Here is a 26,967-nt window from a genome sequence, read left to right as displayed (position 1 = left end):
AGGATCCTCTTATTTCGCGCCGGGAAGCTTGGTGCCGGTGACCTGCGCATACATCCGCGCCACCGATGCGTCGTCGTCACGGCCCATGCCGGCCGCCGCCGTCATCAGGAACATCTGCAGCGCCGCGGCCGACACCGGCACCGGGAAGCGCGCACTGCGCGCCATGTCCTGGATGATGCCGAGGTCTTTCACGAAAATCTCCACCGCGCTGCGCGGCGCGTAGTCGCCGTCGAGCACATGCGGCATGCGGTTCTCGAACATCCAGGAATTGCCGGCGGAGGCCGTGATCACCTCATAGACCTTGCGGATGTCGAGGCCCTGCTTGGCGGCGAAGGCGATCGCCTCCGAGGCGGCCGCGATGTGCACGCCGGCCAGCAGCTGATTGATCATCTTGAACGCGGCGCCTTGGCCTGCGGCATCGCCGAGCTCGTAGAGTTTTGCCGCCATTGCATCCAGCGCCGGCCGCGCCTTCGCGAACGCCGCAGCGCTACCGGAGGCGAGGATCGTCAATTCACCCTCCGCCGCGCGTTGCGCACCGCCGGAGATCGGGGCATCGAGATAATGCCGGCCGGTCGTCTCCAGCTGTTTTGCGAGACGCCGCGCGATATCGGGATCCATGGTCGCGGAGGAAATGAAAACCGCGTCCTTGGCCAGGGTCTCGGCGGCGCCGTCCTTACCGAACAGGATCGCTTCGGTCTGCGCCGCATTGACCACCACGCTGACGACGATATCGGCATCCCGGGCCGCTTCGGCCGGCGTTTTCGCGCCCTTGCCGCCGTCGGCCACGAAGCGCGCGACGGTATCGGCCGAAACGTCGCAGCCGGTCACGACAAAGCCGGCGCGCTTGAGCGAGGTCGCCATGCCGTATCCCATCGAGCCCAGCCCGATGACGGCGACGTGTGGTGTTGCGGAACTGGACATGCCGGCGATCCCTGAACATTTTTGGTTGTTTGAGCATTTTCGGAAAACCGGCTTTCACCCTTCCCGATCATGCGCGTTGTTGCTTGCCTATCACGGCTTGGCCGCGCTGCCAAAGCATGAGACAAAGCTGAAAACGGATGGCGGCAAAGTTGGCGCCAAGAGCGACCGGAAGAGCGAACCGGATGAGCGAAACAAAGCTTCGTGAAGACATCTGCCGCTTCGGCCGCTCGCTGTTCGAGCGCGGGCTGACGCCGGGCTCCTCGGGCAATATCAGCGTCCGGCTCGACGACGGCGGCTGGCTGGTGACGCCGACCAATGCCTCGCTCGGCTTCCTCGATCCGGCGAAAATGTCGCGGCTCGACGGCAACGGCCGGCTGGTCTCCGGCGATGCCCCGACCAAGGAAGTGCCGTTGCACACCGCGCTCTACCAGACGCGCGCGAGCGCCGGCGCCGTGGTGCACCTGCACTCGACCCATTCGGTCGCGCTGTCGATGCTGCCCGAGATCGACCCGCGCGCCGCACTGCCGGCGATGACGGCCTATTACGTCATGAAATGCGGCCAAACCGCGCTGGTGCCCTATTATCGCCCCGGCGACCCCGCCGTGGCCGATGCGATCAGGGGGCTGGCCGGGAAATATTCATCGGTACTGCTCGCCAATCACGGCCCCGTCGTCTCCGGCGACACGCTGGAAGCGGCCGTGTTCGCGACCGAGGAGCTGGAAGAAACCGCCAAACTCTATCTGCTGCTGCGCGGGCTGAACCCGCGCTATCTCTCGCCCGAACAGGTGGCGGATTTGACCAGAACGTTCGGGCTCGTACTGCCGGATCATGGGCACGATCATGATTGAGGAATCGATCAAAGGAACGAAGATCGCCATCGAATATCTGGCAGATCACCCCCATTTCCTGCCAACCGTCGCGGCTTGGCAGCAAGCCGAGTTTGGCTATCTCACTCCCGCCGCCACATTCGAAGACCGAACCGAGAGGCTTCGCCGATCGCTCCAACACGACGCCCTGCCGATGGCGTTCATCGCGTTGTCCGGGACCGGAACACTGCTCGGATCGGCCGGTATTCTTGCCGCGACTATCACTCACAAGCATCTGACGCCTTGGCTGTCCTCGGTCTACGTGCCTGACGAACACCGAGGGCAAGGTATCGCATCCGTATTGAGCATGCGCGCCATCGACGAAGCGGCAAGGCTCGGATTTGACCGGCTCTACCTATTCACGCCGCGCAGCGAGACGATGTACGCCCGGCTGGGCTGGAGAACGTTCGAACGGATTGAGTACAACGGCACTCCCCTCGCTCTCATGGAAAGAAACGTATCGTCGCAGCTACCGTAGCGGGGGATACGGGCCCCGGATGTCGCTTCGCTCATCCGGGCTACGGGAGCTACCGGGTCGCCCTCACTAGATTAGGCAAAGGTGAGATATGCGGAGGAAAGTCATGATGAGGTTCTTGAGCGTGACGTTCGTGGTTCTGCTCATCGACGGTATGGCAGGATCGACTGCACGGGCCGAGCAGTCCTTGCAGGACCTGCTGGCGATCCAACTGCGCGCACAGGGCTATACCTGCGACAAGCCGCTCAAGGCCGAGAGAGACGACAAGCTCTCGAAGCCCGATAACGAGGCCTGGACGCTGACATGCAGCAACGCGACCTACCGCGTCACCCGCGTGCCCGACCTTGCCGCGAAGGTCGAAAAGGTCGAAGAGGGTAAGGAACAGGGCAAGTAGGCTGTTGGCTGCAACAGCGGCTCGTTCGAGCTACACGCCACACGCACCGGCGTCATCCTGAGGTGCGAGCGAAGCGAGCCTCGAAGGATGGGCCACAAGTGCTTGCGGCCATCCTTCGAGGCGCGCCGAAGTGGGCGCGCACCTCAGGATGACGCCTGCGTACGTGGAGGCGTTGCAAAAGCTACAGCCCCAGATACGCCTTGCGCACGTCGGGATTGCCGCTGATCTCGGCCGCGGTGCCCTGCATCAAGACGCGGCCGGTTTGCAGGATGTAGGCGCGGTCGGCGATCTCGAGGCATTCGGCCATACGCTGCTCGACGATCAGGACCGTCATGCCGGCGTCGCGGATGCGCTTCACGGCCTGGAAGATCTCATCCACCAGTTTCGGCATGATGCCCTGCGACGGCTCGTCGAGCATCAGGAGCCGCGGCCGCGTCATCAGCGCGCGGCCGATCGCGAGCATCTGCTGCTCGCCGCCGGACAGGGTCTCGGCACGCTGCTCGAGCCGCTCGCCGAGCCGCGGGAACAGCTTGAAGACCAGATCGAGCGGCGCATCGCGGTCGGACTGGCTGCGATAGAGATAGCTGCCGAGCCGCAGATTGTCGCTCACCGAGAGCCGCGGAAACAGCCGCCGGTTCTCCGGCACGAAGGCGATGCCTTCAGCCGTGATGACGTGCTGCGGCTGGCCGTCGATGCGCTTGCCGTCGAAGGTGACGGTGCCGGCGCGCGGGCGCTCGGCGCCGGCGATCGATTTCAAAAGCGTCGACTTGCCCGCGCCGTTGGCGCCGGCGACGCAGACGATCTCGCCCTTGGTGACGTCGATCGACACCGAGGAGATCGCGACCAGGCCCTGATAGGCGGTGGTGACTTCACGCACCGACAGCATGACGATCCCCGAGATAGGCGGAAATGACTTCCGGATTGCGGACGACCTCGTTGGGCTTGCCCTCGACCAGCACCTTGCCGAGATTGAGCACGATGGCGCGGTCGACCAGCGGCATCACGATTTCCATCACATGCTCGACCATCAGCACGGTGACGCCGGTGGCGCGCACCTTGCGCACCAGCTCGACGCCGGTCTGTGCCTCGACCGGCGTCAGGCCGGTGAGGACTTCGTCGAGCAGCAAGAGCTTCGGCTCGGTCGCCAGCGCACGCGCGACTTCGAGCCGGCGCTTCTCCGACGGCACGAGATCGGCGGCAAGCTTGTCGGCCCGCGCGGCAAGGCCGCAGAATTCGAGCACCTCATAGGCCTTCTGCCGCGCGATCCGCATCTTGGTGTTGCGGATCAGCGCGCCCACGATGACGTTGTCGATCACGGTCATGGTCTCGAAGCTCTTGACCACCTGGAAGGTGCGCCCGACGCCGCGCTGGCAGCGTTCCGCCGCCGGCAGCCTTGTGACGTCCTCGCCGTCGAAGATGATCGAGCCCTGGGTCGGCGGCAGCACGCCCGCGATCAGGTTGAACAGCGTCGACTTGCCGGCACCGTTCGGGCCGATCAGGCCGACGATCTCGCCGCGCCCGACCGAGATCGAGACGTCGCTGTTGGCGACGAGGCCGCCGAAGCGCTGCCAGACGCCGCGCGTTTCAAGCAGCGCCGTCATCGCGCGGCCTCCTTGCGCCAAGAGAACATGCTGACCAGACCACGCGGCAGCGCCAGCGAGATCGCGACGATCAGCGCGCCATAGACGATGAGGTCGACGCCGCGGCCGGACCCGCCGATGAACGAGCGCGTCAGCTCGGTGAGCGGGATCAGGATCACCGCCCCCAGGACCGGGCCCCACAAGGTGCCGATGCCCCCGAGCACGGCAGGCAGTGCCATCAACAGGGAGAACTGAAAGCCCATCACGCTCTCGGGATCGATATAGGACACGAACTGGGCGTAGAAGCTGCCGCCGACCGCGACCAGGAAGGCCGAGACCGCCGCCGCGCCCATCTTGGAGTTGAACACGACCACCCCGAGGCTTTCGGCGGCATCGGGATTGTCCTTCACCGCACGCCACCAATAGCCCCATTTGGAATCTTCCAGCCACCAGGTGACGAACCAGGCGATGCAGGCCAGCGCCAGCGCAAAATAGAAGTACGGCAGTTTCGAGCGGGTGAACTGGAACTTCAGCCAGCTGTCGCCGCGCACCGGAATGTCGATGCCGAGGGCTGCGCCCGCCCAATCCCAGTTCTGGATCAAAACCAGCGCAATCTCGGCGATCACGATGGTCGCGATCACGAAGTAATGCCCGCGCAGGCGGAAGCAGGGATAGCCGAGCGCCATCGCGATCACGGCCGAGATCGCCCCGCCCGCCAGCATGCCGAACCACGGCAATACGCCGAACTTGGTGAACAGGAGCGCGGTGGTGTAGGCCCCGAGCCCAAAATACAGTGCATGGCCGAGCGAGATCTGCCCGCAATAGCCGGACAGGATGTTCCAGCTCTGCGACAGCGCGGCATACATCAGGGTCAGCACCATGATGTTCTGGACGTAGACGTCCTTGACGAACAGCGGCACCAGCGCGGCGATCACCGCAAGGCAGGCCGCCATGATCAGGTCACGCCTGCGGCGTTGGGCGAAGTGGGTGTCCATCACATCGATCCGAACAGGCCACGCGGGCGGATGAAGACGACCAGCAGATAGACGGCGTAGATGCCGACCGATTTCAGCGACGGCGGCAGGATCAGCGCGGTGGTCGCCTCCACCAGGCCGACGATGATGCCGCCGGCAAAGGCACCGAACACGCTGCCGAAGCCGCCGAGCGCCACGGTGACGTAGGCGATCAGGGCAAACGACGCGCCGACGTCGGGATAGATGTAGAAGAAGATCGCCATGATGGCGCCGGCAAGTCCGACCAAAGCCGCGCCGAGCCCCCAGCCGAGCGCGAACACCCGGTTCTTGTCGATGCCGACGAGGGCCACCGCGCCGGCATCCTCGCGGGTTGCCTCGAGCGCGCGGCCGAAATCGGTGCGATTGATGAAGAAATAGAGCGCGACGAAGGCCGCGATCGACAGCAGCGCGCCGATCAACTGCGGCTCCGGCAGATAGATGCCGGCGATCGACACCGTCTTGCCGCCGAGCCAGGAGTTGGTGACGCTGCGGTAGTCGGGCGTGAAGAAGAACTGGGCGAGGCCCCGCATCACGATCGCAAGGCCGAAGGTCGAGAAGATCTGCACCATGCCGGCATTGGCCTTGGCGCGCATCGCGAAGCGGACCACCAGCAGATAGACCACCGCGCCGAACACGAACAATGCCGCGGCGACCAGCGGCGCCGCGAGCAAGGGATCGATCGCGAAGAACGCGAACAGGAAGAAGGTCACGTACATCGCGATCATCAGGAACTCGCCGTGCGCGAAGTTCACGACGTCCATCAATCCGAAGATCAATGCGAGGCCCGCGGCGATCAATCCGTAGAGCAACCCCATCAGCAGGCCGCTCGCCAAACTCTGGATAATGGTCTCGGCTGTCACCGCTGACGCTCCGTGCGGAACTCGCTATCGCCATCCGCCGTCATTGCGAGCGAAGCGAAGCAATCCATCGCACCGCAACAGGAAAGAATGGATTGCTTCGTCGCTTCGCTCCTCGCAATGACGGAACTAGCGCCTCTCTTTGTGATCGTCTCAGCTGTCACCGTCGTCTGCCCCCTCTAGCGTCCGACCGATCAGCTGTTCATCGGCCAGATCGCCTCGGAGACGGCGGCCTGTTCCGGGAAGATCGTCACGAAATTCTTCGCGGAATATTGCAGCAGCACCGGATCGGCGAAGTTGTTCTGCCCCATCTCGTCGAACTTGACGCGCCGCCACGGCATGATGGTGACATCGCCCGGCATGTCGGTCGCGACCAGCGCCTCGCGGATCTTTTCGCCGTCGGTCGACTTGGCGCGGTTGATGGCATCGGCCATGATGATGAGACCCATGAACTGGCGCGACGAATAGTCGTTGAAGTCCTTGCCCGACTTGGCGCGGAACATCTCATTGATCAGACCGACCATCGGCCGCTTCTGCGCCAGGTCGAGCGAGAAGCTGCCGCGCGAGATCACGCCCTCGAGCTTGTCGCCGACCGCATCATAGGTCGCCTTTTCCGAGAAGCCGGCGTCCTGCGCCATGATGTTCTTCGGCTTGTAGCCGAGCTCGGCCATGGTCTTGACCAGGAGGATCGCGTCGGTGGTGTAGCTCGACGGCATCAGCACGTCGGCATTCGCCGCCTTGAGCTGCTGCACCTCGGCGGTCAGCGACGGCGAGTTGGCGCGATACTTGATGTCGCTGACGATCTTGTAGCCGCGCTCATTGGCGAGCTTGGTCTGGGCGTTCGCCGAATCGGTGCCGAAGATGGTGTCCTCGTGGAACAGCGCCAGCGTCTCGATCTTCTGGCCCTTCTTCTTCATCGCATCGAAGAAATCGAACATCGCGGCCGAGAACATCTCGTCATGCGGCGAGGCGCGGAAATAATACTTCAGGCCGCGGCGATGCAGGCTCGGCGAGGAATTGTCGGCCGAGATGAACGGGACGCCGTAGCGCTCGCAGGTCTGGCTGACGGTGACGGCGACCGCGCTCTGATAGGTGCCGACGACGGCGCAGACCTTCTCCTGGGTGATCAGGCGCTCGGTCTCGGCGCGGCCCTTCTGCGGATCGGCCTGGTGGTCGGCGAACACCAGCTTGACCTTGGCGCCGCCGAGGCCGGACAGGCCCTCGCCCTTGGCGAGCGGCAGCGCGAAATCGTAGTTCTTGTTGATGATGTCGGCCGCGGTGTTGAAGGCATGCTGCGCGTCGACGCCGATCGCGGCGCTGGAGCCGGACAGCGGATAGATCACGCCGATTGCCACTTCGCTTGTTTGCGCGCGTGCGGCCATCGGACCGAGCGCAGCGGCGGCAGTGGCACCCAGCAATACGTTACGGCGAGAGATCGTCATCGAAATTTCCCCTTCAGCTTTGTTCTTATCGATGTGATGCTTGTAGCGCGCAGTAAAGCCTCAATGAATTGCACGAATTGCCTATTCAGAGCACAGCGAGCTGCTTGTTCCTGAGATCGGTCACCAGCATCAGCCCCGGCGCATGCGTGATGGCGAACGGCACCTTCGCAGCTGCGATCACCGATTGCGGCGTCACGCCACAGGCCCAGAACACCGGGATCTCGTCATCGGCCACCGGCACCGCATCGCCATAATCGGGCTTGGCGATATCCTTGATGCCGATCGCATGCGGATGGCCGAGATGCACCGGTGCGCCGTGCACCGACGGGAAGCGCGAGGTGATCTGCACCGCGCGGATCGCATCCGCCGGCTTGAACGGGCGCATCGACACCACCATCGGTCCCGCGAACGGCCCGGACGGCTTGCAGGCGATATTGGTCCGGTACATTGGCACACGCAGATTGCGCTCAATGTGACGGATCGGCAGCCCCTCTTCCAGCAGCGCCTCCTCGAACGAATAGGAGCATCCGAGCACGAAGGTGACGAGATCGTCGCGCCAGTATTTGGTGATGTCGGTCGGCTCGTCCGCCACCTCGCCGTCGCGCCAGACCCGGTAGCGCGGCACGTCGGTGCGGATGTCGAGGTCGGGGCCGAGCGCCGGGATGCGGGGATCGCCGACGTCGGACATGCCGATGATCGGGCACGGCTTCGGATTGAGCTGGCAGAACCGGTGGAAGGCGCCGGCGAGCTTCTCCGGCAGGATCGCCAGATTGCCCTGGACGAAGCCGTTGGCGAGACCGGCCGTCGTGGCCGACGCCTCGCCGTCACGGCAGGCGCGCCGCGCTTCGACGCTCGCCAGCCCTGGCTCCCCCAGCCTTGGCTCCCCTTGAGATCGCTGCACTGCCGCAAAAACAGTCATGGGGTTCTCCTGCCCATAATCTCGACAAGGACAAACCAACACTAAGCGTGATATAATGTCTAATCGTCCTTTCTAATCAAAATCGATAAAGCAAATTTATCGATCGGGAACTTGCTTCCATGACGGACTTCCGCTCGATCGAAACATTTCTCTGGGTGGTCAAGCTCGGCAGCTTCCGCGGCGCCGCCCAGCGGCTCAACACCACCCAACCGGCGATCTCCCAGCGCATTGCCCAGCTCGAGCGCGAGATGGGCGTCAAGCTGCTCAACCGCGACCACCGGGTGGCCTCGCCGACGCCGAGCGGGCGGCTGATGCTGATCTATGCCGAGAAACTGATCGGCCTGCGTTCGGAGATGATGGCCGAGGTCGGCGACCGTTCGGCGATGCGCGGCGCGCTGCGGCTCGGTGTCGCGGAGACCATCGTGCACACCTGGCTGCCGCGGCTGGTGAAGAGCGTCAACGAGATCTACCCGAACCTGTCGCTGGAGATCGAGGTCGACATCACGCCGAATTTGACACCGCGGCTGCTGGCGCAGGAGATCGAACTCGCCTTCGTGCTCGGACCGGTCTCCGCCTCCGGCGCGCACAACCATGTGCTGTGCGATTATCCGATCGGTTTCCTGGCGAGCCCGTCGCTCGGCCTCGGCTCTGGCCCGGTTGCGCGGCAGGACCTGGCGCGGTTTCCGATCATCACTTTTCCGCGCAAGACCCAGCCTTACGAGACCGTGCGCGCACTGTTCAATGCACCCGATCTGCCGCCGATCCGGCTGCACGCCTCCACCTCGCTCGCGACCGTGATCCACATGGCCAATGAAGGGCTTGGCATTGCGGTGATTCCGTCGGCGATCGTCGAGAACGAGCTTGCCGACGGGCGCTTGCAGCTGCTCGACACCGACCTCAAGCTGCCGCCCCTCACCTTCACCGCGAGCTGGCTCGCCTCCCCCGATGCGGTCGCCATCGAGCGCGTCGCCAATCTCGCCAGGCAGATCGCGCAGACCAGCGTGGCGGTTGACGGCGCGAGAGTGGCGCGTCATTGACGATTGCCGGACAATCAACCGTCATTCCGGGGCGGCTCGAAGAGCCGAACCCGGAATCTCGAGATTCCGGGTTCGATGCTGACGCATCGCCCCGGAATGACAGATGGAATGGACTGACTGACATGAGCCGAGCCGCAACCAACCTGCAGATCGATTCCGCCCGCCTCTGGGGCACCATCCATGAAACCGCGCAGTTCGGTGCAACGCCAAAGGGCGGCGTGCGGCGGCTGACCTTGAGCGCCGAGGACAAGCAGGTGCGCGACTGGTTCCGCAAGGCCTGCGAGGACGCCGGCCTGGACGTGCATGTCGATGCGCTCGGCTCGATGTTCGGCCTGCGCAAGGGCCGGGACATGTCGAAGCCGCCGATCGGCGTCGGCTCGCATCTCGACACCCAGCCGACCGGCGGCAAATATGACGGCATCCTCGGCACACTGGCCGCGCTCGAAATGGTGCGCACGCTGAACGACGCAGGGATCGAGACCGAGTTGCCGATCTGCATCTGCAACTGGACCAACGAGGAAGGCTCGCGCTTCGCGCCGGCGATGATGGCCTCGGCCGCCTATGTCGGCGATTTCACCACCGACGACATCCTGTCGCGCAAGGACGCCGAGGGCGTCACGGTGGCACAGGCGCTGGACTCGATCGGCTATCGCGGCGATGCCCCGGTCGGCCGCCAGAAGTTCTCAGGCTTCGTCGAGTTGCATATCGAGCAGGGTCCGATCCTGGAGGCCGAGGGCAAGACCATCGGCGTGGTCGATTCCGGCCAGGGCGTGCTGTGGTACGACGGCAAGATCGTGGGCTTCGAGAGCCATGCGGGATCGACCCCGATGCCGCTGCGCCGCGATGCGCTGGCAACGCTGTCGGAGATCGTGCTGGCGATGGAAAGCATCGCCAGGAAGCACGGCCCGAAGGCGGTCGGCACCATCGGCGAGGCTGTCATCGCCGCGCCCTCGCGCAACGTCATCCCCGGCGAGATCGCCTTCACGGTGGATTGCCGCAGCGCCGATGCCGCGATCATGGACGCGCTGGATCGCGACCTGCGCGCCGCGGTCGCCGAGATCGCAGCAAAGCGCAAGGTCGAGGTCCAGCTCGACCTGGTCTGGCGCAAGGCGCCGACGCATTTCGATCCGAAGCTGGTCGACGCGGTCGAGAACGCGGCCAATCAGCTCGGCTATTCGCATCGCCGGATCACCTCCGGCGCCGGCCACGACGCCTGCAACCTCAACACGGTGATGCCGGCCGCGATGGTGTTCGTGCCCTGCAAGGACGGCATCAGCCATAACGAGCTGGAAGATGCTACGCAGACCGACTGCGCCGCCGGCGCCAACGTCCTGATGCATACGGTGCTGGCGCTCGCCGGCGTCGCATCCTGATCTTCATATCTCCCCTTCGATGGAGGCTTTCGTGCGCGCAGTGTTTGTCGACGCCAATGAATCGCTCGCTGTCATCACCGAGCGCCTGGAGAAACCCGGCGATCCCAGGATGCGGATCAACCGCAACCCGGACATCAAGCCCGAGGACTATCCGGCGGTGCTCGACGGCGCCGAGATCGCGGTGGTCGATCACACGGCTTTGCCGACCGATGTCGCAAAGAAATGCACCGGCCTGAAGCACGTCGTGTTCCTCGGCACCGGCGCGCGCAGCTACATGAACCCGGAAGAGCTCGCCGAGCTCGGCATCTCCGTGCATTTGATCAAGGGCTATGGCGACACCGCGGTCGCGGAATCCGCGATCGCGCTGATGTGGTCGTCGGCGCGGGTGATCGCGCAGATGGACCGCGAGATGCGCGCGGGCAACTGGCTGCGCGAGGACGGCATGCAGCTCACCGGCAAGACGCTTGGCCTCGTCGGCTTCGGCGGCATCGCCGCCGAGGTCGCCCGCATCGCGCTCGGCAGCGGCATGAAGGTGATCGCCTGGAACCGGTCGCCGAAGGGCCATCCCGGCGTCGAATTCACCGAGCTCGACACGGTGCTGGCGAGCAGCGACGTGGTCTCGCTCCATCTGCTGCTCAACGACGAGACCCGCGGCCTGATCACGCGCGACAAGATCGCGAAGATGAAAAAGGGCGTGGTGCTGATCAACACCGCCCGCGGCGCCATCGTCGACGAGCAGGCGATGATCGATGCGCTCAATTCCGGCCACATCCGCCACGCCGGCCTCGACGTCTACAACATCGAGCCGCTGCCGAAGGATCATCCGCTGACAAAAATCCCGAACGTGACGCTGTCGGCGCACTCCGCGTTCCGCACGCCCGAGGCGAGCGAGAATTTGATCCACGCGGCATGGGAGCATTGCCGCAGGATCGTGAAGGGATAATCTCCACCGTCGTCCCGGCCAAGCGAAGCGCGAGCCGGGACCCATAACCACCGCTTCGCGTTGTGGCGACGGCCTGGGGCCACAGCGAGCCCTAACAACAAGGCCCGGTGGTTATGGGTCCCTGCTTCCGCAGGGACGACAGCGCAGGGTTGGGCAACGAGCTACCCTCTCCCACAAGGGGAGAGAGTGAGACCAATCAATCCACCATCTCCGCGACCGCCTTGCCGCACGCCGTGGTGTCGGCATTGCCGCCGAGATCGCGGGTGCGCAGCGTACGTTCGCCGAGGGTGCGTTCGATCGCGCCGACGATGGCATCCGCGGCCTGCTTCTCGCCGAGATGCTCGAGCATCATCGCGCCCGACCAGATCATGCCGATCGGGTTGGCGATGCCTTGGCCCGCGATGTCAGGCGCCGAGCCGTGGACCGGCTCGAACACCGAGGGGAAGTCGCCTTCCGGATTGATGTTGCCCGACGGCGCGATGCCGATCGTGCCGGTGCAGGCCGGGCCGAGGTCGGAGAGGATGTCCCCGAACAGGTTGGAGCCGACCACGACGTCGAACCAGTCCGGATGCAGCACGAAGTTCGCGGTCAGGATGTCGATGTGGTACTTGTCCCACTTCACGCCGGGATACTTCTTGGCCATCGCCTCCACCCGCTCGTCCCAATAGGGCATGGTGATGGAGATGCCGTTCGACTTGGTCGCCGAGGTCAGGTGCTTCTTCGGCCGCGACTGCGCCAGGTCGAACGCGAATTTCAGGATGCGGTCGACGCCGGTGCGGGTCATCACGGTCTGCTGGGTGACGAATTCGCGGTCGGTGTCCGGGAACATGCGGCCGCCGACCGAGGAATATTCACCCTCGGTGTTCTCGCGCACCACCCAGAAATCGATGTCGCCGGGCTTGCGGTTCGCCAGCGGCGACGGCACGCCGGGCATCAGCCGCACCGGGCGCAAATTGACGTACTGGTCGAACTCGCGGCGGAACTTAATCAGCGAGCCCCAGAGCGAGACATGATCCGGGATCTTGGCAGGCCAGCCGACCGCGCCGAAATAGATCGCGTCATGCTTGCCGATCTGGCCCTTCCAGTCGGCGGGCATCATCTCGCCGTGCTTCTCGTAATAGTCGTAGGAGGCGAAGTCGAAATGGTCGAACTTCACGTCGACGCCGTGCTTCTTCGCCGCCGCCTCGATGACGCGCAGGCCCTCCGGCATCACTTCCTTGCCGATGCCGTCGCCGGGAATGACCGCAATCCGATATTGCTTCTTGCTCATCGAGAACACCCTTGTGATTTGCCCGGCCGGCAATGCCGCCTATCCTGATGGCCCTGCAATGGACCAAACTTCGCGCGAGCGCAACGCTGCAGTGCAGTGTTGACCGCCGCGCGACCCTGCCCCACCAAATTCGCCGACATTCGTTCCTTCCAACCAGCGAGACATCCCATGGATCTACATCTGCGCGGCAAGCGTGTCCTGATCACCGGCGCCTCCAAGGGCATTGGCGCGGCCGCCGCCGAAGCCTTTGCCGAGGAAGGCGCCAATCTGCTGCTCGCGGCCCGCAACGGCGACCAGCTCAAGGCGCTCGCCGAGCGGCTGCGCTCCGCGCACCAGATCGATGCCGCGATCAGCGTGGTGGACCTGCGCAAATCCGAGGACCTCGCGCGGCTGGCCAGGGAGGCCGCCGACATCGACATCCTCGTCAACAATGCCGGCGACATCCCCGGCGGCTCGATCGACAAGATCGACGAGGCGACCTGGCGGCACGCCTGGGAGCTCAAGGTGTTCGGCTACGTCAATTTGACGCGCGCGATCTATGCCCAGATGAAGGCGCGCGGCGGCGGCGTTGTTGTCAACGACATCGGCGCGGCCGGCGAGAAGTTCGACGCCAACTACATCTGCGGCAGCGCCGGCAATGCGGCGCTGATGTCGTTCACCCGCGCGCTCGGCGGCAAGAGCCTCGCCGACAATATCCGCGTCGTCGGCATCAATCCCGGCCCTGTCGGTACCGACCGCCACATCACGCTGCTCAAGACCCGCGCCAAGAACCAGTTCGGCGACGAGAACCGCTACAAGGAATTCCAGAAGGGCCTGCCGCTCGGCCGTCCCGCGCATGCGCGCGAGATCGGCGACCTGATGGCGTTCCTGGCCTCTGATCGCGCGGGGTATACGTCGGGCGTGATCTACACGGTGGATGGCGGGCTGACGTCGGGGTGGGGCTAACGTCACCACTTGCCGCGACGTCATCCTGAGGAGCCGCGAAGCGGCGTCTCGAAGGATGGGCCACGGGCTGCGTCATCCTTCGAGGCTCGCAAGAGCTCGCACCTCAGGATGACGCGGTCCGCTCAAACAACTGCCGGATCAGCGTCGTGATCCGGCCCTGCGGCGCCAGCATCTGGTTCATGATCGAGAAATGATCGGCGCCGGGGACCTCCTCATAGGTCACCGGCAAGCCGTAGCGGGCGCGATGACCGGCGAAATCGGCGGTCTGCTTGCGCAGCAACGGCAGTTCGGCACTGCCGACCACCAGCGACAGCGGCTTTGCCGTGCCGCCTTGCTGCATCATGGGCGAATTGCGCCGTGAGGCGGCTTCGTCGAGTCTGAGCTTCTCGTTGAGGTAGGAATGCCTGATCGGCTCGAGGTCATAGATGCCCGAGATCGCCATCCCGGCCCGGACATGGGCATTCGACAAAGCCATCGATGTCAGATGGCCGCCGGCTGACCAGCCGGACACGACGATGCCATCGGCAGCGGCACCGAGTCCGGGCGACTGCCCGGCAAGAAAATCGATGCCCGCGTGAATCTCGGCGACGATCTCATCGAGCGTCGCATCGGGCGCCAGCGTGTAGCCGATCAGGGCGACATTGATGCCGTGCGCCATCGGCCCTTCGGCAAAGACCGTGAACACCTCCTTGGCGCGGGTCTGCCAATAGCCGCCGTGGATGAACAACAGCGTCGGCGCGCCGTCGCGGACTTTGAGGAAATCGATCCGGTTGCGCTCGCGCGGCCCGTACCGGAGGTCGAGATAATCGGGATGCTTCTGCCGCAGCGCGGCGGAACGCTGCTCCCAGCCGGCGGCAATCTCGGCACTGCCCTTGACGGCGACGCCATTGTTCAAGCCGAGGTCGCGCTCCTGCTGGCTCATCGCGCGCCAGTCCAGCGCGGAAAACAACGCTGCCATCCCTGCCTCTTCGGTTCTCGTCGCATTGCCACGACGGCAGGAAATGTTCTACAGCACAAGGAAACAGAAGACATAGGAGCAACGGCGCATGGCTGGTCAGGGCTTGGTGAAGGAAACGGCGTGTGCCGTCGTCGAGAAACTGAAAGCCGGCGAGGTCACGCCGCTCGATCTGCTCGACGTGCTGGAACAGCGCATCGCCGAGGTTGACGGCAAGGTCAACGCGCTGCCAATCCTCTGCTTCGACCGCGCCCGCAGCCACGCCAAGGCGCTGATGCAGAAACCGGCCGGCGAGCGCGGCCTGCTCGCGGGCCTTCCTGTTCCGATCAAGGATCTCACCGCCGTCTCCGGCGTGCTGACCACGCTGGGTTCGCCGATCTTCAAGGACAACGTCCCGGCGAAGTCCGACATCCTGGTCGAGCGCCTCGAACAGAACGGCGGCGTGATCTACGCCAAGTCGAACACGCCGGAATTCGGCGCCGGCGCCAACACCTTTAACGAGGTGTTCGGCCCGACCCGCAATCCCTGGGACACCTCGCGCTCGGCGGCCGGCTCGTCCGGCGGCGCGGCAGCAGCATTGGCGAGCGGCACCGCATGGCTCGCGCACGGCTCCGACATGGGCGGCAGCCTGCGCAATCCGGCGAGCTTCTGCGGCATCGTCGGCCTCCGGCCATCGATCGGCCGCGTCGCGCAGACGCCGAAATTCGGCGTCGACCGCACGCTCGGCCAGCAGGGGCCGATGGCGCGCAATGTCGAGGACCTCGCATTGCTGCTCGACGCGATGAGCGGCGAGCACGCCGCCGATCCGCTGTCGCTCCCCTCACTGCCGACGTCGTTCCTGTCGGCGGCGCGCTCGAACCAGAAGCCCAAGCGCATCGCCTACTCGCCCGATTTCGGCATCACGCCCGTCGATCCCGAGGTCAAGGCCGTGACACGCAAGGCGGCGGAGCGTTTCGCGGAAGCCGGCGCAATCGTCGAAGAGGCATCTCCCGATTTCAGCGAAGCCCATGAGTGCTTCCACGTGCTGCGCGCATTCGATTTCGCGATCACCAAGGCCGAACTGCTGCGCACCAAGCGCGATCTGCTGAAGCCCGAGGTGATCTGGAACATCGAGGAAGGACTGAAGCTCACGGTCGAGAAGCTCGAACGCGCCGAGGCGCAGCGCGTCGCGATAACGCAGCGCGCGCTCGAATTCTTCGACAAGTATGACCTGCTGCTTGCACCCGCGACCATCGTGCCGCCGTTCCCGGTCGAGCACCGCTATGTCGCCGAGTGCGACGGCAAGAAGTTCGACAATTACGTCGAATGGCTCGGCATCGTCTATGCGATCACGCTGGCCTGCTGCCCGGCGCTGTCGCTGCCCTGCGGCTTCACTGCATCAGGCCTGCCGATCGGCCTGCAGATGGTGGCGAAGCCCCGCGCCGAGGCGCAGCTTCTGGCCGGCGCGAAAGTGCTCGAGGATATTCTGGGCGTGCGCGACACCACCCCGATCGATCCGCGGCCGCCGCGATAAGGCGGCCTACGCCTGGTCTTCCGTCGCCTGCAGCGCGACTGACAGTGCGAGCTTGGTCTGCTCGACGATCTCGTCCATCAGCTCCTCGCGGCTGATCTGGGCGACCTCGCCGGTGAGCAGGCCCTGCTCGGCAAGCATCACGATGCCGTGCAGACCAGCCCAGATCTTCAACGCCTGCCGCTCGCGCAACAGCCCGACGGCCGGCGCCTCGAACGACTCGATCAACAGCGCCAGCGTTTCCATCGCCGCAACGTGCAACTCGCTGCCGACAGGCGCGCAGGCCATCGTGCGTGATGCGAACATCAGCCGGTAGATGCCGTGGCGCTCGAGCCCGAAGGCCAGCGCAGCCTGGGCAAAGCGCGACAGTTTCGAGCCCTTGCCGGGCAGCTCGATCGCCTCGCGCATGATCACGTTGAACTGCCGGAACGCTTCCGCGGTTACCGCCTCCAGCAGCGCCTCGCGGTCGGCGAAATGCCGGTACGGCGCCGGCTGCGAAACGCCGAGCTGCTTGGCCAGCGCCTTGATGCTGATCGCCTCGGGACCGCCGAGCTCGACCTCGCGCAACGCGGCCTGAATCAGGGCTTCGCGGAGGTCGCCATGGTGGTAGGTCTTGAACGGCTTACGTACGATTTGTCCCATCGAGATGCTGATCACCGGTCGGTCAGGCCACGGCGGAGACCGCCACAATAGCGACATCGGTCACTTTCGCGAACACGACATCCGCTGGGCTATTAACCGCGAAACCGGCAAGCGCGTCTATTGGAAAGTCTATCAAATCAGCCGTGGATTCCGATTTGCTTAACGGGTTCCCTGCCTCGGTCCGGGCTGGCCTGAGGCAGGGAATGCCGCGTCATGCCGTGGCGGGCAACGTCGTCAGGCGTTGGCGCCGCCGTCGACGGTGAGACCGGCGCCGTTGATCGAGCCGGCTTCGGGACCGGCAACAAACGCGACCAGGGCAGCGACGTCATCGGCCTTGCCGTAGCGCTTGATGGCCATGCGCGCGCGTTGCGCCTCGGCCTGCTCGCCATCGGCCGGGTTCATGTCGGTGTTGGTGGAGCCGGGATGGACAATATTGACCGTGATGCCACGGCCGCCGAGGTCACGGGCAAGGCCCTGGGTCCAGGCAATCAATGCCGACTTGCTCATCGAATAAAGGCTCATGCCGGCATCAGGCACCCGGCTGGCGAGGTTGCTGCCGATGTTGATGATGCGGCCGCCCTCGCTCATATGGGCGACCGCAGCCTGCGATGCGACGACCACGGCCCGCACGTTCACGGCCAGCGTGGCGTCGATATCCTCCAGCGTGACGGCGTCGATCGGTCCGCCGCCACGAAAGATGCCGGCATTGTTGACGAGGATGTCGAGACCGCCGAATGCCTTGGCGGCCGCGTTCACCGCGCCGCGCACGGCGCTCGCGTCCGCGCTATCCGCCTGCAGCGCCAGCGCGCGGCGGCCCTGTTTCCTGATCTCCGCTCCGACGGCTTCGGCGCGATCGGCCGAGTGTTCATAGGTGATGGCGACGTCGGCGCCTTCGGCGGCTAGACGCCTGGCGATGGCTGCACCGATGCCGCGGCTGCCGCCGGTGACGAGGGCGCGTTTTCCTTGCAGGGACTGGGTCATGTTCAACTCATTCGTTGGGACGATATCTGTAACGATCAACACAGAATTAGGAAGCTTGCACCGGAGCGTCAAGTCAATTATTTAGTGATCGACACAGAAATGGACGAACCGATGGCTGAGCGTGGCCGCCCCCGGAATTTCGACAAGGACGCCGCGCTGGCGCGCGCGATGGAGGTGTTCTGGCTGAAAGGCTACGAGGGCGCCTCGATGGCCGACCTCACCTCGGCGATGGGTATCGCCTCGCCCAGCCTGTACGCTGCCTTCGGCAGCAAGGAGGACCTGTTTCGCAAGGCGCTCGACTATTACGTGGCGAGCGAAGGTGGTCTGATCTGGGGTGCAGTGACCGAGACGCACACGGCCCATCAGGCCGTGGAAACCCTCCTCATGCAGACCGCGCGTGTCTTCACCCGCCGCTCACGCCCGCCGGGCTGCCTCGTGGTATTGTCGGCGCTGCATCCGAATGAACATTCCGAAACCGTGCGGCGCGAACTCGTGCAGCGGCGCGCGCAGGCGGTGACGGAGCTGCGCGAGCGGTTGCGCCAGGGCGTCGAGCGCGGCGAGATCTCGCCCGCGGCCGATCTCGACGCGATCGCCAAATACTACATCACGGTGCAGCAGGGCATGTCGATCCAGGCGCGCGACGGTGCCACCCGGAAACAGCTCGAACAGATCGCCGCAGCCGCCCTCGCGGCCTGGGGCCCGCTGACCGCACCAAACCGGACGGCGCATTAGAGGAACCGCCTCTCCCTGGGGGGCATCGGCGATCATGTCGCGCGGCCGTCGCCGGATACCCCGTGACCTACCCCGAATTTTCGCTTGACGGGAAAGCTGGACGATAATGTAATATGCTATAACTTGGTGAGCCGGTATTCGGGCCGGCCGCCCAAGCAAGCTAGAACTTGCATCATGAAAAACGAGGAACCCGGCGCGTTTCGGCGCGCCTGAGCCGAGGGAGAGTGCTTGCATGTCCAAGCTCAAGATCCGCGTCGACCAGGACAAATGCCAGGGTCACGCCCGCTGCAAATCGCTCGCCCCCGAACTGTTCGAGCTCGACGAATACGGCAACGCCCATGAGGTCGGCGACGGGACCGTTCCGGCCGGGCTCGAGGACAAGGCCTGGCTCGCGCAGACCAACTGCCCGGAAATCGCGATCGAAGTCACCGAGGAATAGCGGCCGGCAGGGATGGCCGCGCGCCTCCCGCTCCGCCAACCAGCGTCTGATCGAACGAGAAGGAAACGAGCTGATGTCCGATTCCCCGTCCGCAAGCTATCTGCCCGAACATCCCCCGGTGACCGACTGGGTCCACGATTTCGACCATACCGATCCGGTCTGGACCGACGACCCGTTCCCGATCTGGGAGACGCTGCGCGCGGCCTCGCCGGTCGTCCATACCGAGCGTTTCCTCGGCTGCTACATGCCGACCACCTATCAGGCGGTGAAGGAGATCGCCTACGACACCGAGCATTTCTCCTCGCGCCGCGTCATCGTGCGCGACGTCCGCCCCGAGATCTCCGCCCGCGCACCGCCGATCACCTCCGACCCGCCGGAGCACAAGCCCGCCAAGCAGGTGCTGCTGCCGCCGTTCACGCCGGACGCGATGAAGCGGCTGGAGCCGCGGGTGCGCGCGATCTGCAACGAACTGATCGACGAGTTCATCGCCGATGGCCATTGCGACGCCGCGGCGCGCTACACCAAGCACATCCCGGTGCGCGCCATCGCGCATATGCTGGGCATTCCGGAGAAGGACGGCGACCTCTTCATCAAATGGATCCACCAGATCCTCGAGCTCGGCATCAAGAATGAAGAAGAGCTGATGAACGGTGTGCGCGAGATGACCGGCTATTTCATGGCCCATCTCGAGCAGCGCAAGCTCGAGCCGGGCGACGACCTGATCTCGCAACTGCTGCGGGCCAAGGGCCCCGGCGGCCAGCCGCTCACCGACGAGCACGTGCTCGGCTCGCTGCGGCTGCTCCTGATCGCCGGCATCGACACCACCTGGAGCGCGATCGGCTCCTCGCTCTGGCATCTCGCCAGGACACCGGCCGATCGCGAGCGCCTGATTGCGGAGCCGGCGCTGATCCCGACCGCGATCGAGGAATTCCTGCGCGCCTATTCGCCGGTGACGATGGCGCGCGAGGTGATGAAGGAAACCACGATCTCCGGCTGCCCGGTGAAGGCGGGCAACATGGTGCTGTTGTCCTTCCCGGCGGCCAATCGCGACCCGGCGATGTTCCCCGATGCCGACAAAGTGGTGATCGACCGCAAGGAGAACCGCCACGCCGCCTTCGGCCTCGGCATCCACCGCTGCGTCGGTTCCAATTTGGCGCGGATGGAGATGCAGGTCGCGATCGAGGAATGGCTGAAGCGGATCCCGGATTTCCTCCTCGACCCGGCCGGCAAGGTCACCTGGTCGGAAGGCACGGTGCGCGGCCCGCGTCAACTGCCCGTCCTATTCGGCAAGAACGCCTGAAGAACAGGACGGCAGTTACATCGCACCACGCAAATGAGTTAGGTTGCCCCGGAATCGAGCCAGAGAATCCGGGGAGGCCTGCCAATGTCCGAACAAACCGCTCAACCCGCGAGCGATCATCTCGACATCCATGACGTCGAGCGGCGGGTGAAGGCGATCTTCATCGGCTCGGTCGGCAATCTCGTCGAGTGGTACGATTTCTACGCCTACACCGCGTTCGCGCTGTATTTCGCGCCGGCGTTCTTCCCGCACAGCGATCCGGTGGTGCAGCAGCTCAATGCTGCGGTGCTGTTCGCCGCGACCTTCCTGATGCGCCCGCTCGGCGGCTGGCTGTTCGGCTTCATCGCCGACCGCTACGGCCGGCGGTTGTCATTGACGCTTTCGGTGGTCTGCATGTGCTTCGGCTCGCTGATCATCGCGGTGACGCCGACCTATGCCACCATCGGCTTTGCCGCCCCGGCGATCCTGGCGCTCGCCCGCGTCATCGAGGGCCTCAGCCTCGGCGGCGAATACGGCGCGAGCGCCACCTATCTCAGCGAGGTCGCCGATCCCAGGTATCGCGGCTTCTACTCGAGCTTCCAGTACGTCACGCTGATCGGCGGCCAGCTCACCGCGATCATCGTGCTGCTGTTGCTGCAGAAGGTGTTCCTGACGCCGGATGAGCTGAAGGCTTGGGGCTGGCGGATTCCGTTCGTGATCGGCGCGATGCTCGCGATCTTCGCCGCGGTAATGCGGCGCGGCCTGCACGAGACCGAGGCGTTCGAGGAGGCCAAGAAGGTCTCCAAGCCGACCGGCTCGATCGTCGGCCTGTTGAACTACCCGCGCGAATTGCTGCTGGTGGTCGGCCTCACCGCCGGCGGCACCGCGGCGTTCTACACCTTCACCACCTATATGCAGACCTTCGTGAAGCTGTCGGTCGGCCTCACCGAGGACCAGACCACGTTCGTGATCTTCGGCTCACTGATCTTCGCGACCTTCCTGCAGCCGATCTATGGCGCACTGTCCGACCGCATCGGCCGTAAGCCGCTGCTGATCTTCTTCGGCGTCGTCGGCACGCTGGCGACGATCCCGATCCTGACCGCGCTGAAGGAGACCAAGTCGCCCTTCATCGCTTTCCTGCTGATCTGCGGCGCCTGGATCTTCGTCGCGGGCTACACCTCGATCAATGCGATCGTGAAGGCCGAGCTGTTCCCGACCAATGTCCGCGCGCTCGGCGTCGGCCTGCCCTACGCCATCACGGTGTCGATCTTCGGCGGCACCGCGCCCGCGGTCGCGCTTTATTTCAAGAGCATCGGGCACGAGGACTGGTTCTATTATTATCTCAGCGGCATGATCTTCCTGTCGCTCTTGATCTACTCGACCATGCGCGACACCAAGCACGACTCCGCGATGCATCGCCACGAATGATGGCGCAACGCCGATGACCGACGACACCGAACCGCCCGAGAGCAAACTGACGCGCAGCAAGCAGCGCTGGGCGCGCGAGGGCAAATTCCTGACCGGCAAGGTCACCCGGCCGGAGGAGCAGCGCCTGCCGCCGGGACAGCATCTGACCGCGGACTGGCCGGTGCTCGATCTCGGGATGCTGCCGAACGTCACGCGGGAGCGCTGGCGGCTCGACGTCTACGGCGCGGTCGAGCAGACGCTCTACTGGGACTGGCCGCAATTCATGGCGCAGCCGCAGACGCAGTTCGTCTCCGACATTCACTGCGTCACCACCTGGTCGCGCTACGACAATCAGTGGGAGGGGCTCGCGACCCGCGACCTGCTCGCCGCCTGCCAGCCGCGCGAGGATGCGCGGTTCGTCGTGCTGCATTCGTATGACGGCTATACGACGAACCTGCCGCTCGAGGACTTTGCCGCCGAGGACGCGCTGCTCGCCCATAGCTGGTCCGGCACGCCGCTCGAGCAGGAGCATGGCGGCCCGGTGCGGCTGGTGGTGCCGCATCTGTATTTCTGGAAGAGCGCCAAATGGCTGCAGCGCATCGAATTCCTGGCCGGCGATGCGCCGGGCTTCTGGGAGGTGCGCGGCTATCACAATCGCGGTGATCCCTGGGCCGAACAGCGCTATTCTGGCGACTGACAACCCAACACGATGATGGAGCCTGCCCGTGCCGCACGAACGTTTCCAATTCACCGGTGTGGGCGGCCATCAGCTGGCTGCCGCCCTTGATACGCCCGACGGACCGATCAAGGCCTATGCGCTGTTCGCGCATTGCTTCACCTGCGGCAAGGACGTGCTGGCGGCAAAACGCATCGCGGTCGCACTCGCCGCCAAGGGCATTGCCACGCTGCGGTTCGATTTCACCGGCCTCGGCTCCAGCGAAGGCGATTTTGCCAACTCGACCTTCTCATCCAACGTTGCTGATCTGGTCCGCGCCGCCGACCATCTGCGCGAGACGCGCAAGGCGCCGGCGATCCTGATCGGCCATAGCCTCGGCGGCGCCGCGATCCTCGCGGCAGCCGGACAGATTCCCGAGGCGAAAGCGGTCGTCACCATCGCCGCGCCGTCCGACCCCGTTCATGTCACGCACTTCTTCAAGGACCGGATCGAGGACATCCGCGCGCAGGGTGAAGGCGAGGTGTCGCTCGCCGGCCGCCCGTTCCGCATCAAGCGCGAATTCCTTGACGACGTCGCCGAGCAGAACTTGATGGCGCAGGTCAAGCAGCTGCACAAGGCGCTGCTGATCATGCACTCGCCGACCGACGACACCGTCGGCATCGACAATGCCACCAACATCTTCATCGCAGCCAGGCATCCCAAGAGCTTCGTCTCGCTCGCGGGCGCCGATCATCTCCTGAGCGGCAAGCAGGATGCCACCTATGTCGCCGGTGTGATCGGCGCCTGGGCCGAGCGCTATGTCGATCTCACGCCGCAGCCGGCTGCGGACGCCGGCAGCGCGCCGCGCAACGTCGTGGTGCAGGAGACCCGCAATGGCAAGTTTCAGCAGATCGTCACCACCGGTCCGCACCGGTTGATCGCCGACGAACCGGTCGCCGTCGGCGGCGATGACACCGGCCCCGGACCGTACGATTTCCTGCTCACCGGCCTCGGCGCCTGCACGTCGATGACGATGCGCATGTATGCCGACCGCAAGTCGCTGCCGGTCGATCGCATCACCGTGACGCTTCAGCATAACAAGATCTATGCGAAGGATTGCGAGGAATGCGAGACGCGCGAGGGCATGCTCGACCAGATCGACCGCGTCATCAGGATCGAGGGCGAGCTCGATGCCGACCAGCGCAAGCGGTTGATGGAGATCGCCGACAAGTGCCCGGTGCACAAGACGCTGACATCCGAGGTGCGGATCGTCACCAAGGCGGCGGAGTAGCTATTGGCGTATTGGAACTATGTCGTCTCGTAACGGCATCGGAACTACGTCCCCTCTCGCGCTTGCGGGCCGCCACAGGCGGGCGCCGCCAAAATATCGAAAACAACCCCATGCAAAGGAGCCGGCGGCTGCCGGCGTTCGACTTGGCAACTTGACACGTCGGGCAACTCAGCGATACACTTCTAATATTCCGAAATCGCGCAAACGCCTCACCCTATCCCCGTCATTGCGAGCGAAGCGAAGCAATCCATCGCGCCGCCAGCGGGAAAATGGATTGCTTCGTCGCTTCAGCGCAAAATTGCTTTACAATTTTGTCGCGAGCTCCTCGCAATGACGGCGATGGTCGGGCCTAGCCTGCCCGCTTGCCGGCCAAGCAGTTCGCCATGATCCGCACCGCGGCGCCGATCTCGCTTTCGCGCCAGGCCGCGAAGCCGAGCAACAGGCCGTGGTCGTGCGGCCGCTCCAGCGCGAGGCTTGAGAGCGCGCGCACCTCGACCCCGGCGGCCACCAACCGCGTCACGGCGCTCTGGTCCGCGGCGCCATCGTTGAAGCGGGCAATCAACTGCATGCCGCCCGGCGGGACCTCTGCCGTCAGCACCGGCGCGAGGTGCCGCGTCAGCGCCGCGGCGAGGTGGTCGCGGCGCGCGCGGTAGATCCGCCGCATCCGCCTGACATGCGCCAGGAAATGCCCGTCGGCCATGAAATCGGCCAGCGCCTCCTGGACATGCACGGACGCGATCAGCCCGAGATGGCGCTGCGCGATCTCCATCGTTCGCGCGAGTGACGGCGGCACCACCAGATAGCCGAGGCGGATATCGGCGGTCATCGCCTTTGCAAACGTGCCGAGATAGAGCACGCGTCCCTCACGATCGAGCCCCTGCAAGGCCGGCATCGGTCGGCTGTCATAGTGAAACTCGCCGTCGTAATCGTCCTCGACGATCCAGGTCTTGCCGGGCTCGGCCGCGGCCAGCAGCTCGGTGCGGCGCGCAACCGGCATCACCCGCCCGGTCGGGTGCTGATGCGACGGCGTCGTGAAGATGAGCTTGGGCGCGCGCGCCGCGCGCATCCGCATCATGCCCCATTGATCGAGCCTGACGCCGACGACGTCGGCGCCGGCCGCGCGAAACGCCGCCGCGGCGCCGGGATAACCGGGATCCTCGGTCCACACCGCATCACCGGGCGCGACGACAGTCGCGGCGATCAGCGTCAGTGCCGCCTGCGCGGTCGGCAGGATCAGGATCTGAGCGGCCTCGGCGTGCACGCCGCGGCTGACTTCGAGATAGTCACGCAAGGCTTCGCGCAGGCTCGGCCTATTGATCACGGTCTGGTCGTTGAAGCGGCGGCGCAGCGCGCTGCGGCGCAGGCAGCGCGCCCAGATCTCGTGCGGAAATTCACGCGCATCCGCCAGCCCGGAACGGAGCGGCCGGAAATTCGCCTGGTAGGACAGCGGCCAATCCGTGTCGGACAGCTGCAAGGCCCAAGGCGACAGTAACGGTCTGCGGGCAGCATCACGGCGCGGCGCCGGCGCGGCCTTTGCGAACTTCGCCTCGATATCGTCTGTCACCACCGGCCGCCGCCGCGCGGCGACGCGCAGATAGCCCTCGGCCGCGAGCTGCTCATAGGCATGGGTCACCGTGTTGCGCGACACCTCGAGCTCGGCCGAGAGCATGCGGCTCGACGGCAGCACCGCTCCACTTCTGATCCGGCCGCTCGCCATCAGCGCGCGCAGCTGCTGGGTCAGCTGCGCGGCGAGCCCGGCATCGTCGGACCGCTTCAGGTCGAGCAATTCGGCGAAGATCAATCTGGCTCCTTCGTTCTATCCGATCTGGCCCTTTCGATAGAGCCAGAGCAATCCTATTCACAAGCGGTATCGCCCGCAAGGATGCCGCCGTGAATCAATCGCTATCCCCGGCCAAGGCCGCCGCCCTGTTCATCGTCGTGGTGCTGGCTTGGGGCATCAACTGGTCGGTGACGAAATCGCTGGTCGAGGCGGTGCCGCCGCTGTGGACCGCATCGATCCGAAGCTGGGTCGCCCTGGTCGCGCTGCTGGTGATCCTGCGCGCCAGCGGCAATCTGATCGTTCCGCGGATTGCCGATGTCCCGGTCGTGCTCAGCGTGGCGCTGCTGCACATGACGTTCTTCTCGACCCTGGTTGCCGCCGGCCTGCGCTATCTGCCGGCCAGCAAGGGCATCGTGCTGGGCTACACCACGCCGCTCTGGGTCGCACTCGCCGCCGGCGCCGCGCGAACCGAACGGCTTGGCGCGCTCAAGCTCGTCGGGGTCGCATCGGGGCTCGCCGGCCTCTGCGTGATCCTCAACCCGGCGTCGCTGGACTGGAGCAATTTGCACGTGATCGCCGGCGCCGGCATGATCATCCTCGCTGCGATCTGCTGGGCCGCCAACATCATCTACATCCGCTCGCACCGCTGGATCGCGACCCCACTACAGCTCCTGCTGTGGCAGGTCCTGGTCGCGACGCTGGTGCTGACCACGACGGCGCTGGTCACCGAGGGCGTGCCAGAGCTGACCTGGTCGCCGCACCTCGTGCTGCTGTTCCTCTATTCCGGCTTCATCGGCACGGCGCTGGCCTATTGGGCGATGTCGATGGTCAACAAGAGCCTGCCCGCGCTGACCACCTCGCTCGGCACGACGGGGACGCCGATCGTCGGCATCCTGAGTGCGGCGCTGCTACTCGGCGAGCCGATCGACCTCTCGCTGGCGATTGCCGCGGCCCTGATCGTCGGCGGGATCGCGCTGAGCTCGCTCGCAGACGCGCCGGCGCGGGCCTAGAGCAGGATGAAGTTAAGTTGAAACGGTTTGACCGCGGATTCGGTCCACCTCTCCCGACGCGGAGAGGTGAACATCCGTCACGACTTTAGCTCAGCTCAATCTAGGCGGTACCCATAAATCAGGGATGCCGCCTTCGAGGGTAAAGCCGACATGCGCCCCCTTAGGACGCTGGCTTGTGACCCTGAACGGACATATGACCCTTGTGTGGGCGCTGCAATATCTCGCGGCGTGTGGTAGACTTTCTGTTTTCC

General features: G+C 65.1%; 28 protein-coding genes. 16 read left to right on the top strand and 12 right to left on the bottom strand.

The features are described 5' to 3' along the window. Positions 1 to 9: 9 nt before the first annotated feature. Positions 10 to 921 (bottom strand): L-threonate dehydrogenase, encoded by a 912-nt coding sequence (gene ltnD / locus QMZ05_RS07400; RefSeq protein WP_353700194.1) that lies wholly within the window; start codon positions 919 to 921, stop codon positions 10 to 12. On the opposite strand from ltnD, the gene QMZ05_RS07395 reads away from it, so the two are divergent. The 4 genes from QMZ05_RS07395 (at position 920) to QMZ05_RS07380 (ending at position 2,656) form a co-directional block, all read left to right on the top strand. Then, positions 920 to 1,126 carry a hypothetical protein gene (locus QMZ05_RS07395; protein ID WP_353700193.1) on the top strand — a complete coding sequence of 69 codons (207 nt, stop codon included), beginning with the start codon at positions 920 to 922 and terminating at the stop codon, positions 1,124 to 1,126. The two genes, ltnD and QMZ05_RS07395, sit on opposite strands and share 2 nt — an antisense overlap. Beyond that, positions 1,104 to 1,769 (top strand): aldolase, encoded by a 666-nt coding sequence (locus QMZ05_RS07390; protein WP_353700192.1) that lies wholly within the window; start codon positions 1,104 to 1,106, stop codon positions 1,767 to 1,769. Before QMZ05_RS07395 ends, QMZ05_RS07390 begins: the two co-directional genes overlap by 23 nt. Further along, the gene (locus QMZ05_RS07385) at positions 1,750 to 2,265 is read left to right on the top strand and encodes a GNAT family N-acetyltransferase (protein WP_353700191.1); all 516 of its coding nucleotides are present in this window, start codon (positions 1,750 to 1,752) and stop codon (positions 2,263 to 2,265) included. Before QMZ05_RS07390 ends, QMZ05_RS07385 begins: the two co-directional genes overlap by 20 nt. 103 nt (positions 2,266 to 2,368) lie before the next feature. Further along, on the top strand, positions 2,369 to 2,656 hold the full coding sequence (locus QMZ05_RS07380) for a hypothetical protein (protein WP_353700190.1): 288 nt from the start codon (positions 2,369 to 2,371) through the stop codon (positions 2,654 to 2,656). A 181-nt stretch (positions 2,657 to 2,837) separates the two neighbouring features. Here the strand turns inward: QMZ05_RS07380 and QMZ05_RS07375 are convergent, their stop codons facing one another. The 6 genes from QMZ05_RS07375 to QMZ05_RS07350 form a co-directional block, all read right to left on the bottom strand. Beyond that, positions 2,838 to 3,542, bottom strand: coding sequence for an ABC transporter ATP-binding protein (locus QMZ05_RS07375; RefSeq protein ID WP_353700189.1), 705 nt, complete (start codon positions 3,540 to 3,542; stop codon positions 2,838 to 2,840). After that, complete coding sequence (locus tag QMZ05_RS07370) at positions 3,526 to 4,257, bottom strand: ABC transporter ATP-binding protein (RefSeq protein ID WP_076862475.1); 732 nt, start codon at positions 4,255 to 4,257, stop codon at positions 3,526 to 3,528. The genes QMZ05_RS07375 and QMZ05_RS07370 overlap by 17 nt, the downstream gene beginning before the upstream one ends. Then, positions 4,254 to 5,231, bottom strand: coding sequence for a branched-chain amino acid ABC transporter permease (locus tag QMZ05_RS07365; RefSeq protein WP_353700188.1), 978 nt, complete (start codon positions 5,229 to 5,231; stop codon positions 4,254 to 4,256). Before QMZ05_RS07365 ends, QMZ05_RS07370 begins: the two co-directional genes overlap by 4 nt. Next, positions 5,231 to 6,109: a branched-chain amino acid ABC transporter permease gene (locus QMZ05_RS07360; protein WP_353700187.1), complete on the bottom strand. Its 879-nt coding sequence runs from the start codon at positions 6,107 to 6,109 to the stop codon at positions 5,231 to 5,233. Before QMZ05_RS07360 ends, QMZ05_RS07365 begins: the two co-directional genes overlap by 1 nt. 191 nt (positions 6,110 to 6,300) lie before the next feature. Then, positions 6,301 to 7,548 (bottom strand): ABC transporter substrate-binding protein, encoded by a 1,248-nt coding sequence (locus QMZ05_RS07355; protein WP_353700186.1) that lies wholly within the window; start codon positions 7,546 to 7,548, stop codon positions 6,301 to 6,303. A gap of 85 nt (positions 7,549 to 7,633) precedes the next feature. After that, positions 7,634 to 8,467: a putative hydro-lyase gene (locus tag QMZ05_RS07350; RefSeq protein WP_353700185.1), complete on the bottom strand. Its 834-nt coding sequence runs from the start codon at positions 8,465 to 8,467 to the stop codon at positions 7,634 to 7,636. A 119-nt stretch (positions 8,468 to 8,586) separates the two neighbouring features. On the opposite strand from QMZ05_RS07350, the gene QMZ05_RS07345 reads away from it, so the two are divergent. From QMZ05_RS07345 to QMZ05_RS07335, 3 genes are all read left to right on the top strand, one after another. Then, a complete protein-coding gene (locus QMZ05_RS07345; RefSeq protein ID WP_095733565.1) occupies positions 8,587 to 9,504 on the top strand; it encodes a LysR family transcriptional regulator in 918 nt (305 codons plus the stop codon). Between the two features lie 122 nt (positions 9,505 to 9,626). Further along, positions 9,627 to 10,877: a Zn-dependent hydrolase gene (locus QMZ05_RS07340; protein WP_353700184.1), complete on the top strand. Its 1,251-nt coding sequence runs from the start codon at positions 9,627 to 9,629 to the stop codon at positions 10,875 to 10,877. A gap of 31 nt (positions 10,878 to 10,908) precedes the next feature. Continuing rightward, complete coding sequence (locus QMZ05_RS07335) at positions 10,909 to 11,820, top strand: NAD(P)-dependent oxidoreductase (protein ID WP_353700183.1); 912 nt, start codon at positions 10,909 to 10,911, stop codon at positions 11,818 to 11,820. A gap of 196 nt (positions 11,821 to 12,016) precedes the next feature. Here QMZ05_RS07335 and QMZ05_RS07330 read toward each other — a convergent pair whose 3' ends face one another. Then, positions 12,017 to 13,090, bottom strand: a complete 1,074-nt coding sequence (locus QMZ05_RS07330; RefSeq protein ID WP_353700182.1) for a tartrate dehydrogenase — start codon at positions 13,088 to 13,090, stop codon at positions 12,017 to 12,019. Between the two features lie 168 nt (positions 13,091 to 13,258). On the opposite strand from QMZ05_RS07330, the gene QMZ05_RS07325 reads away from it, so the two are divergent. Beyond that, positions 13,259 to 14,035: an SDR family oxidoreductase gene (locus QMZ05_RS07325; RefSeq protein WP_353700181.1), complete on the top strand. Its 777-nt coding sequence runs from the start codon at positions 13,259 to 13,261 to the stop codon at positions 14,033 to 14,035. Between the two features lie 103 nt (positions 14,036 to 14,138). Here the strand turns inward: QMZ05_RS07325 and QMZ05_RS07320 are convergent, their stop codons facing one another. Beyond that, complete coding sequence (locus tag QMZ05_RS07320; protein WP_353700180.1) at positions 14,139 to 14,993, bottom strand: alpha/beta hydrolase; 855 nt, start codon at positions 14,991 to 14,993, stop codon at positions 14,139 to 14,141. 88 nt (positions 14,994 to 15,081) lie between these two features. On the opposite strand from QMZ05_RS07320, the gene QMZ05_RS07315 reads away from it, so the two are divergent. Beyond that, the gene (locus QMZ05_RS07315) at positions 15,082 to 16,503 is read left to right on the top strand and encodes an amidase family protein (protein ID WP_353700179.1); all 1,422 of its coding nucleotides are present in this window, start codon (positions 15,082 to 15,084) and stop codon (positions 16,501 to 16,503) included. A gap of 6 nt (positions 16,504 to 16,509) precedes the next feature. Here QMZ05_RS07315 and QMZ05_RS07310 read toward each other — a convergent pair whose 3' ends face one another. Next, positions 16,510 to 17,142 (bottom strand): TetR/AcrR family transcriptional regulator, encoded by a 633-nt coding sequence (locus tag QMZ05_RS07310; protein WP_074125527.1) that lies wholly within the window; start codon positions 17,140 to 17,142, stop codon positions 16,510 to 16,512. Positions 17,143 to 17,376: 234 nt separating this feature from the next. After that, positions 17,377 to 18,123, bottom strand: coding sequence for an SDR family NAD(P)-dependent oxidoreductase (locus QMZ05_RS07305; protein WP_353700178.1), 747 nt, complete (start codon positions 18,121 to 18,123; stop codon positions 17,377 to 17,379). Between the two features lie 99 nt (positions 18,124 to 18,222). On the opposite strand from QMZ05_RS07305, the gene QMZ05_RS07300 reads away from it, so the two are divergent. The 6 genes from QMZ05_RS07300 (at position 18,223) to QMZ05_RS07275 (ending at position 23,926) form a co-directional block, all read left to right on the top strand. Continuing rightward, positions 18,223 to 18,855, top strand: a complete 633-nt coding sequence (locus tag QMZ05_RS07300) for a TetR/AcrR family transcriptional regulator (RefSeq protein ID WP_353700177.1) — start codon at positions 18,223 to 18,225, stop codon at positions 18,853 to 18,855. A 232-nt stretch (positions 18,856 to 19,087) separates the two neighbouring features. After that, complete coding sequence (locus QMZ05_RS07295; RefSeq protein WP_038387982.1) at positions 19,088 to 19,294, top strand: ferredoxin; 207 nt, start codon at positions 19,088 to 19,090, stop codon at positions 19,292 to 19,294. 73 nt (positions 19,295 to 19,367) lie between these two features. Next, positions 19,368 to 20,594 (top strand): cytochrome P450, encoded by a 1,227-nt coding sequence (locus tag QMZ05_RS07290; RefSeq protein ID WP_353700176.1) that lies wholly within the window; start codon positions 19,368 to 19,370, stop codon positions 20,592 to 20,594. An 84-nt stretch (positions 20,595 to 20,678) separates the two neighbouring features. Beyond that, positions 20,679 to 22,001: an MFS transporter gene (locus tag QMZ05_RS07285; RefSeq protein ID WP_353700175.1), complete on the top strand. Its 1,323-nt coding sequence runs from the start codon at positions 20,679 to 20,681 to the stop codon at positions 21,999 to 22,001. Between the two features lie 13 nt (positions 22,002 to 22,014). Then, positions 22,015 to 22,677 (top strand): sulfite oxidase-like oxidoreductase, encoded by a 663-nt coding sequence (locus tag QMZ05_RS07280; RefSeq protein WP_353700174.1) that lies wholly within the window; start codon positions 22,015 to 22,017, stop codon positions 22,675 to 22,677. Positions 22,678 to 22,705: 28 nt separating this feature from the next. Then, on the top strand, positions 22,706 to 23,926 hold the full coding sequence (locus QMZ05_RS07275) for a bifunctional alpha/beta hydrolase/OsmC family protein (RefSeq protein ID WP_353700173.1): 1,221 nt from the start codon (positions 22,706 to 22,708) through the stop codon (positions 23,924 to 23,926). A gap of 349 nt (positions 23,927 to 24,275) precedes the next feature. Here the strand turns inward: QMZ05_RS07275 and QMZ05_RS07270 are convergent, their stop codons facing one another. Then, a complete protein-coding gene (locus QMZ05_RS07270; protein WP_353700172.1) occupies positions 24,276 to 25,727 on the bottom strand; it encodes a PLP-dependent aminotransferase family protein in 1,452 nt (483 codons plus the stop codon). An 89-nt stretch (positions 25,728 to 25,816) separates the two neighbouring features. Between QMZ05_RS07270 and QMZ05_RS07265 the strand changes: the two genes are divergently transcribed. Then, on the top strand, positions 25,817 to 26,716 hold the full coding sequence (locus QMZ05_RS07265; RefSeq protein WP_353700171.1) for a DMT family transporter: 900 nt from the start codon (positions 25,817 to 25,819) through the stop codon (positions 26,714 to 26,716). The last annotated feature ends 251 nt before the right edge of the window (positions 26,717 to 26,967 follow it).

This window comes from Bradyrhizobium sp. INPA03-11B (assembly GCF_040446015.1).
GTDB lineage: Bacteria > Pseudomonadota > Alphaproteobacteria > Rhizobiales > Xanthobacteraceae > Bradyrhizobium > Bradyrhizobium macuxiense_A.
The sequence above is the reverse complement of the archived record's forward strand: the minus strand, read 5'-3'. Positions and strand labels throughout refer to the sequence as shown.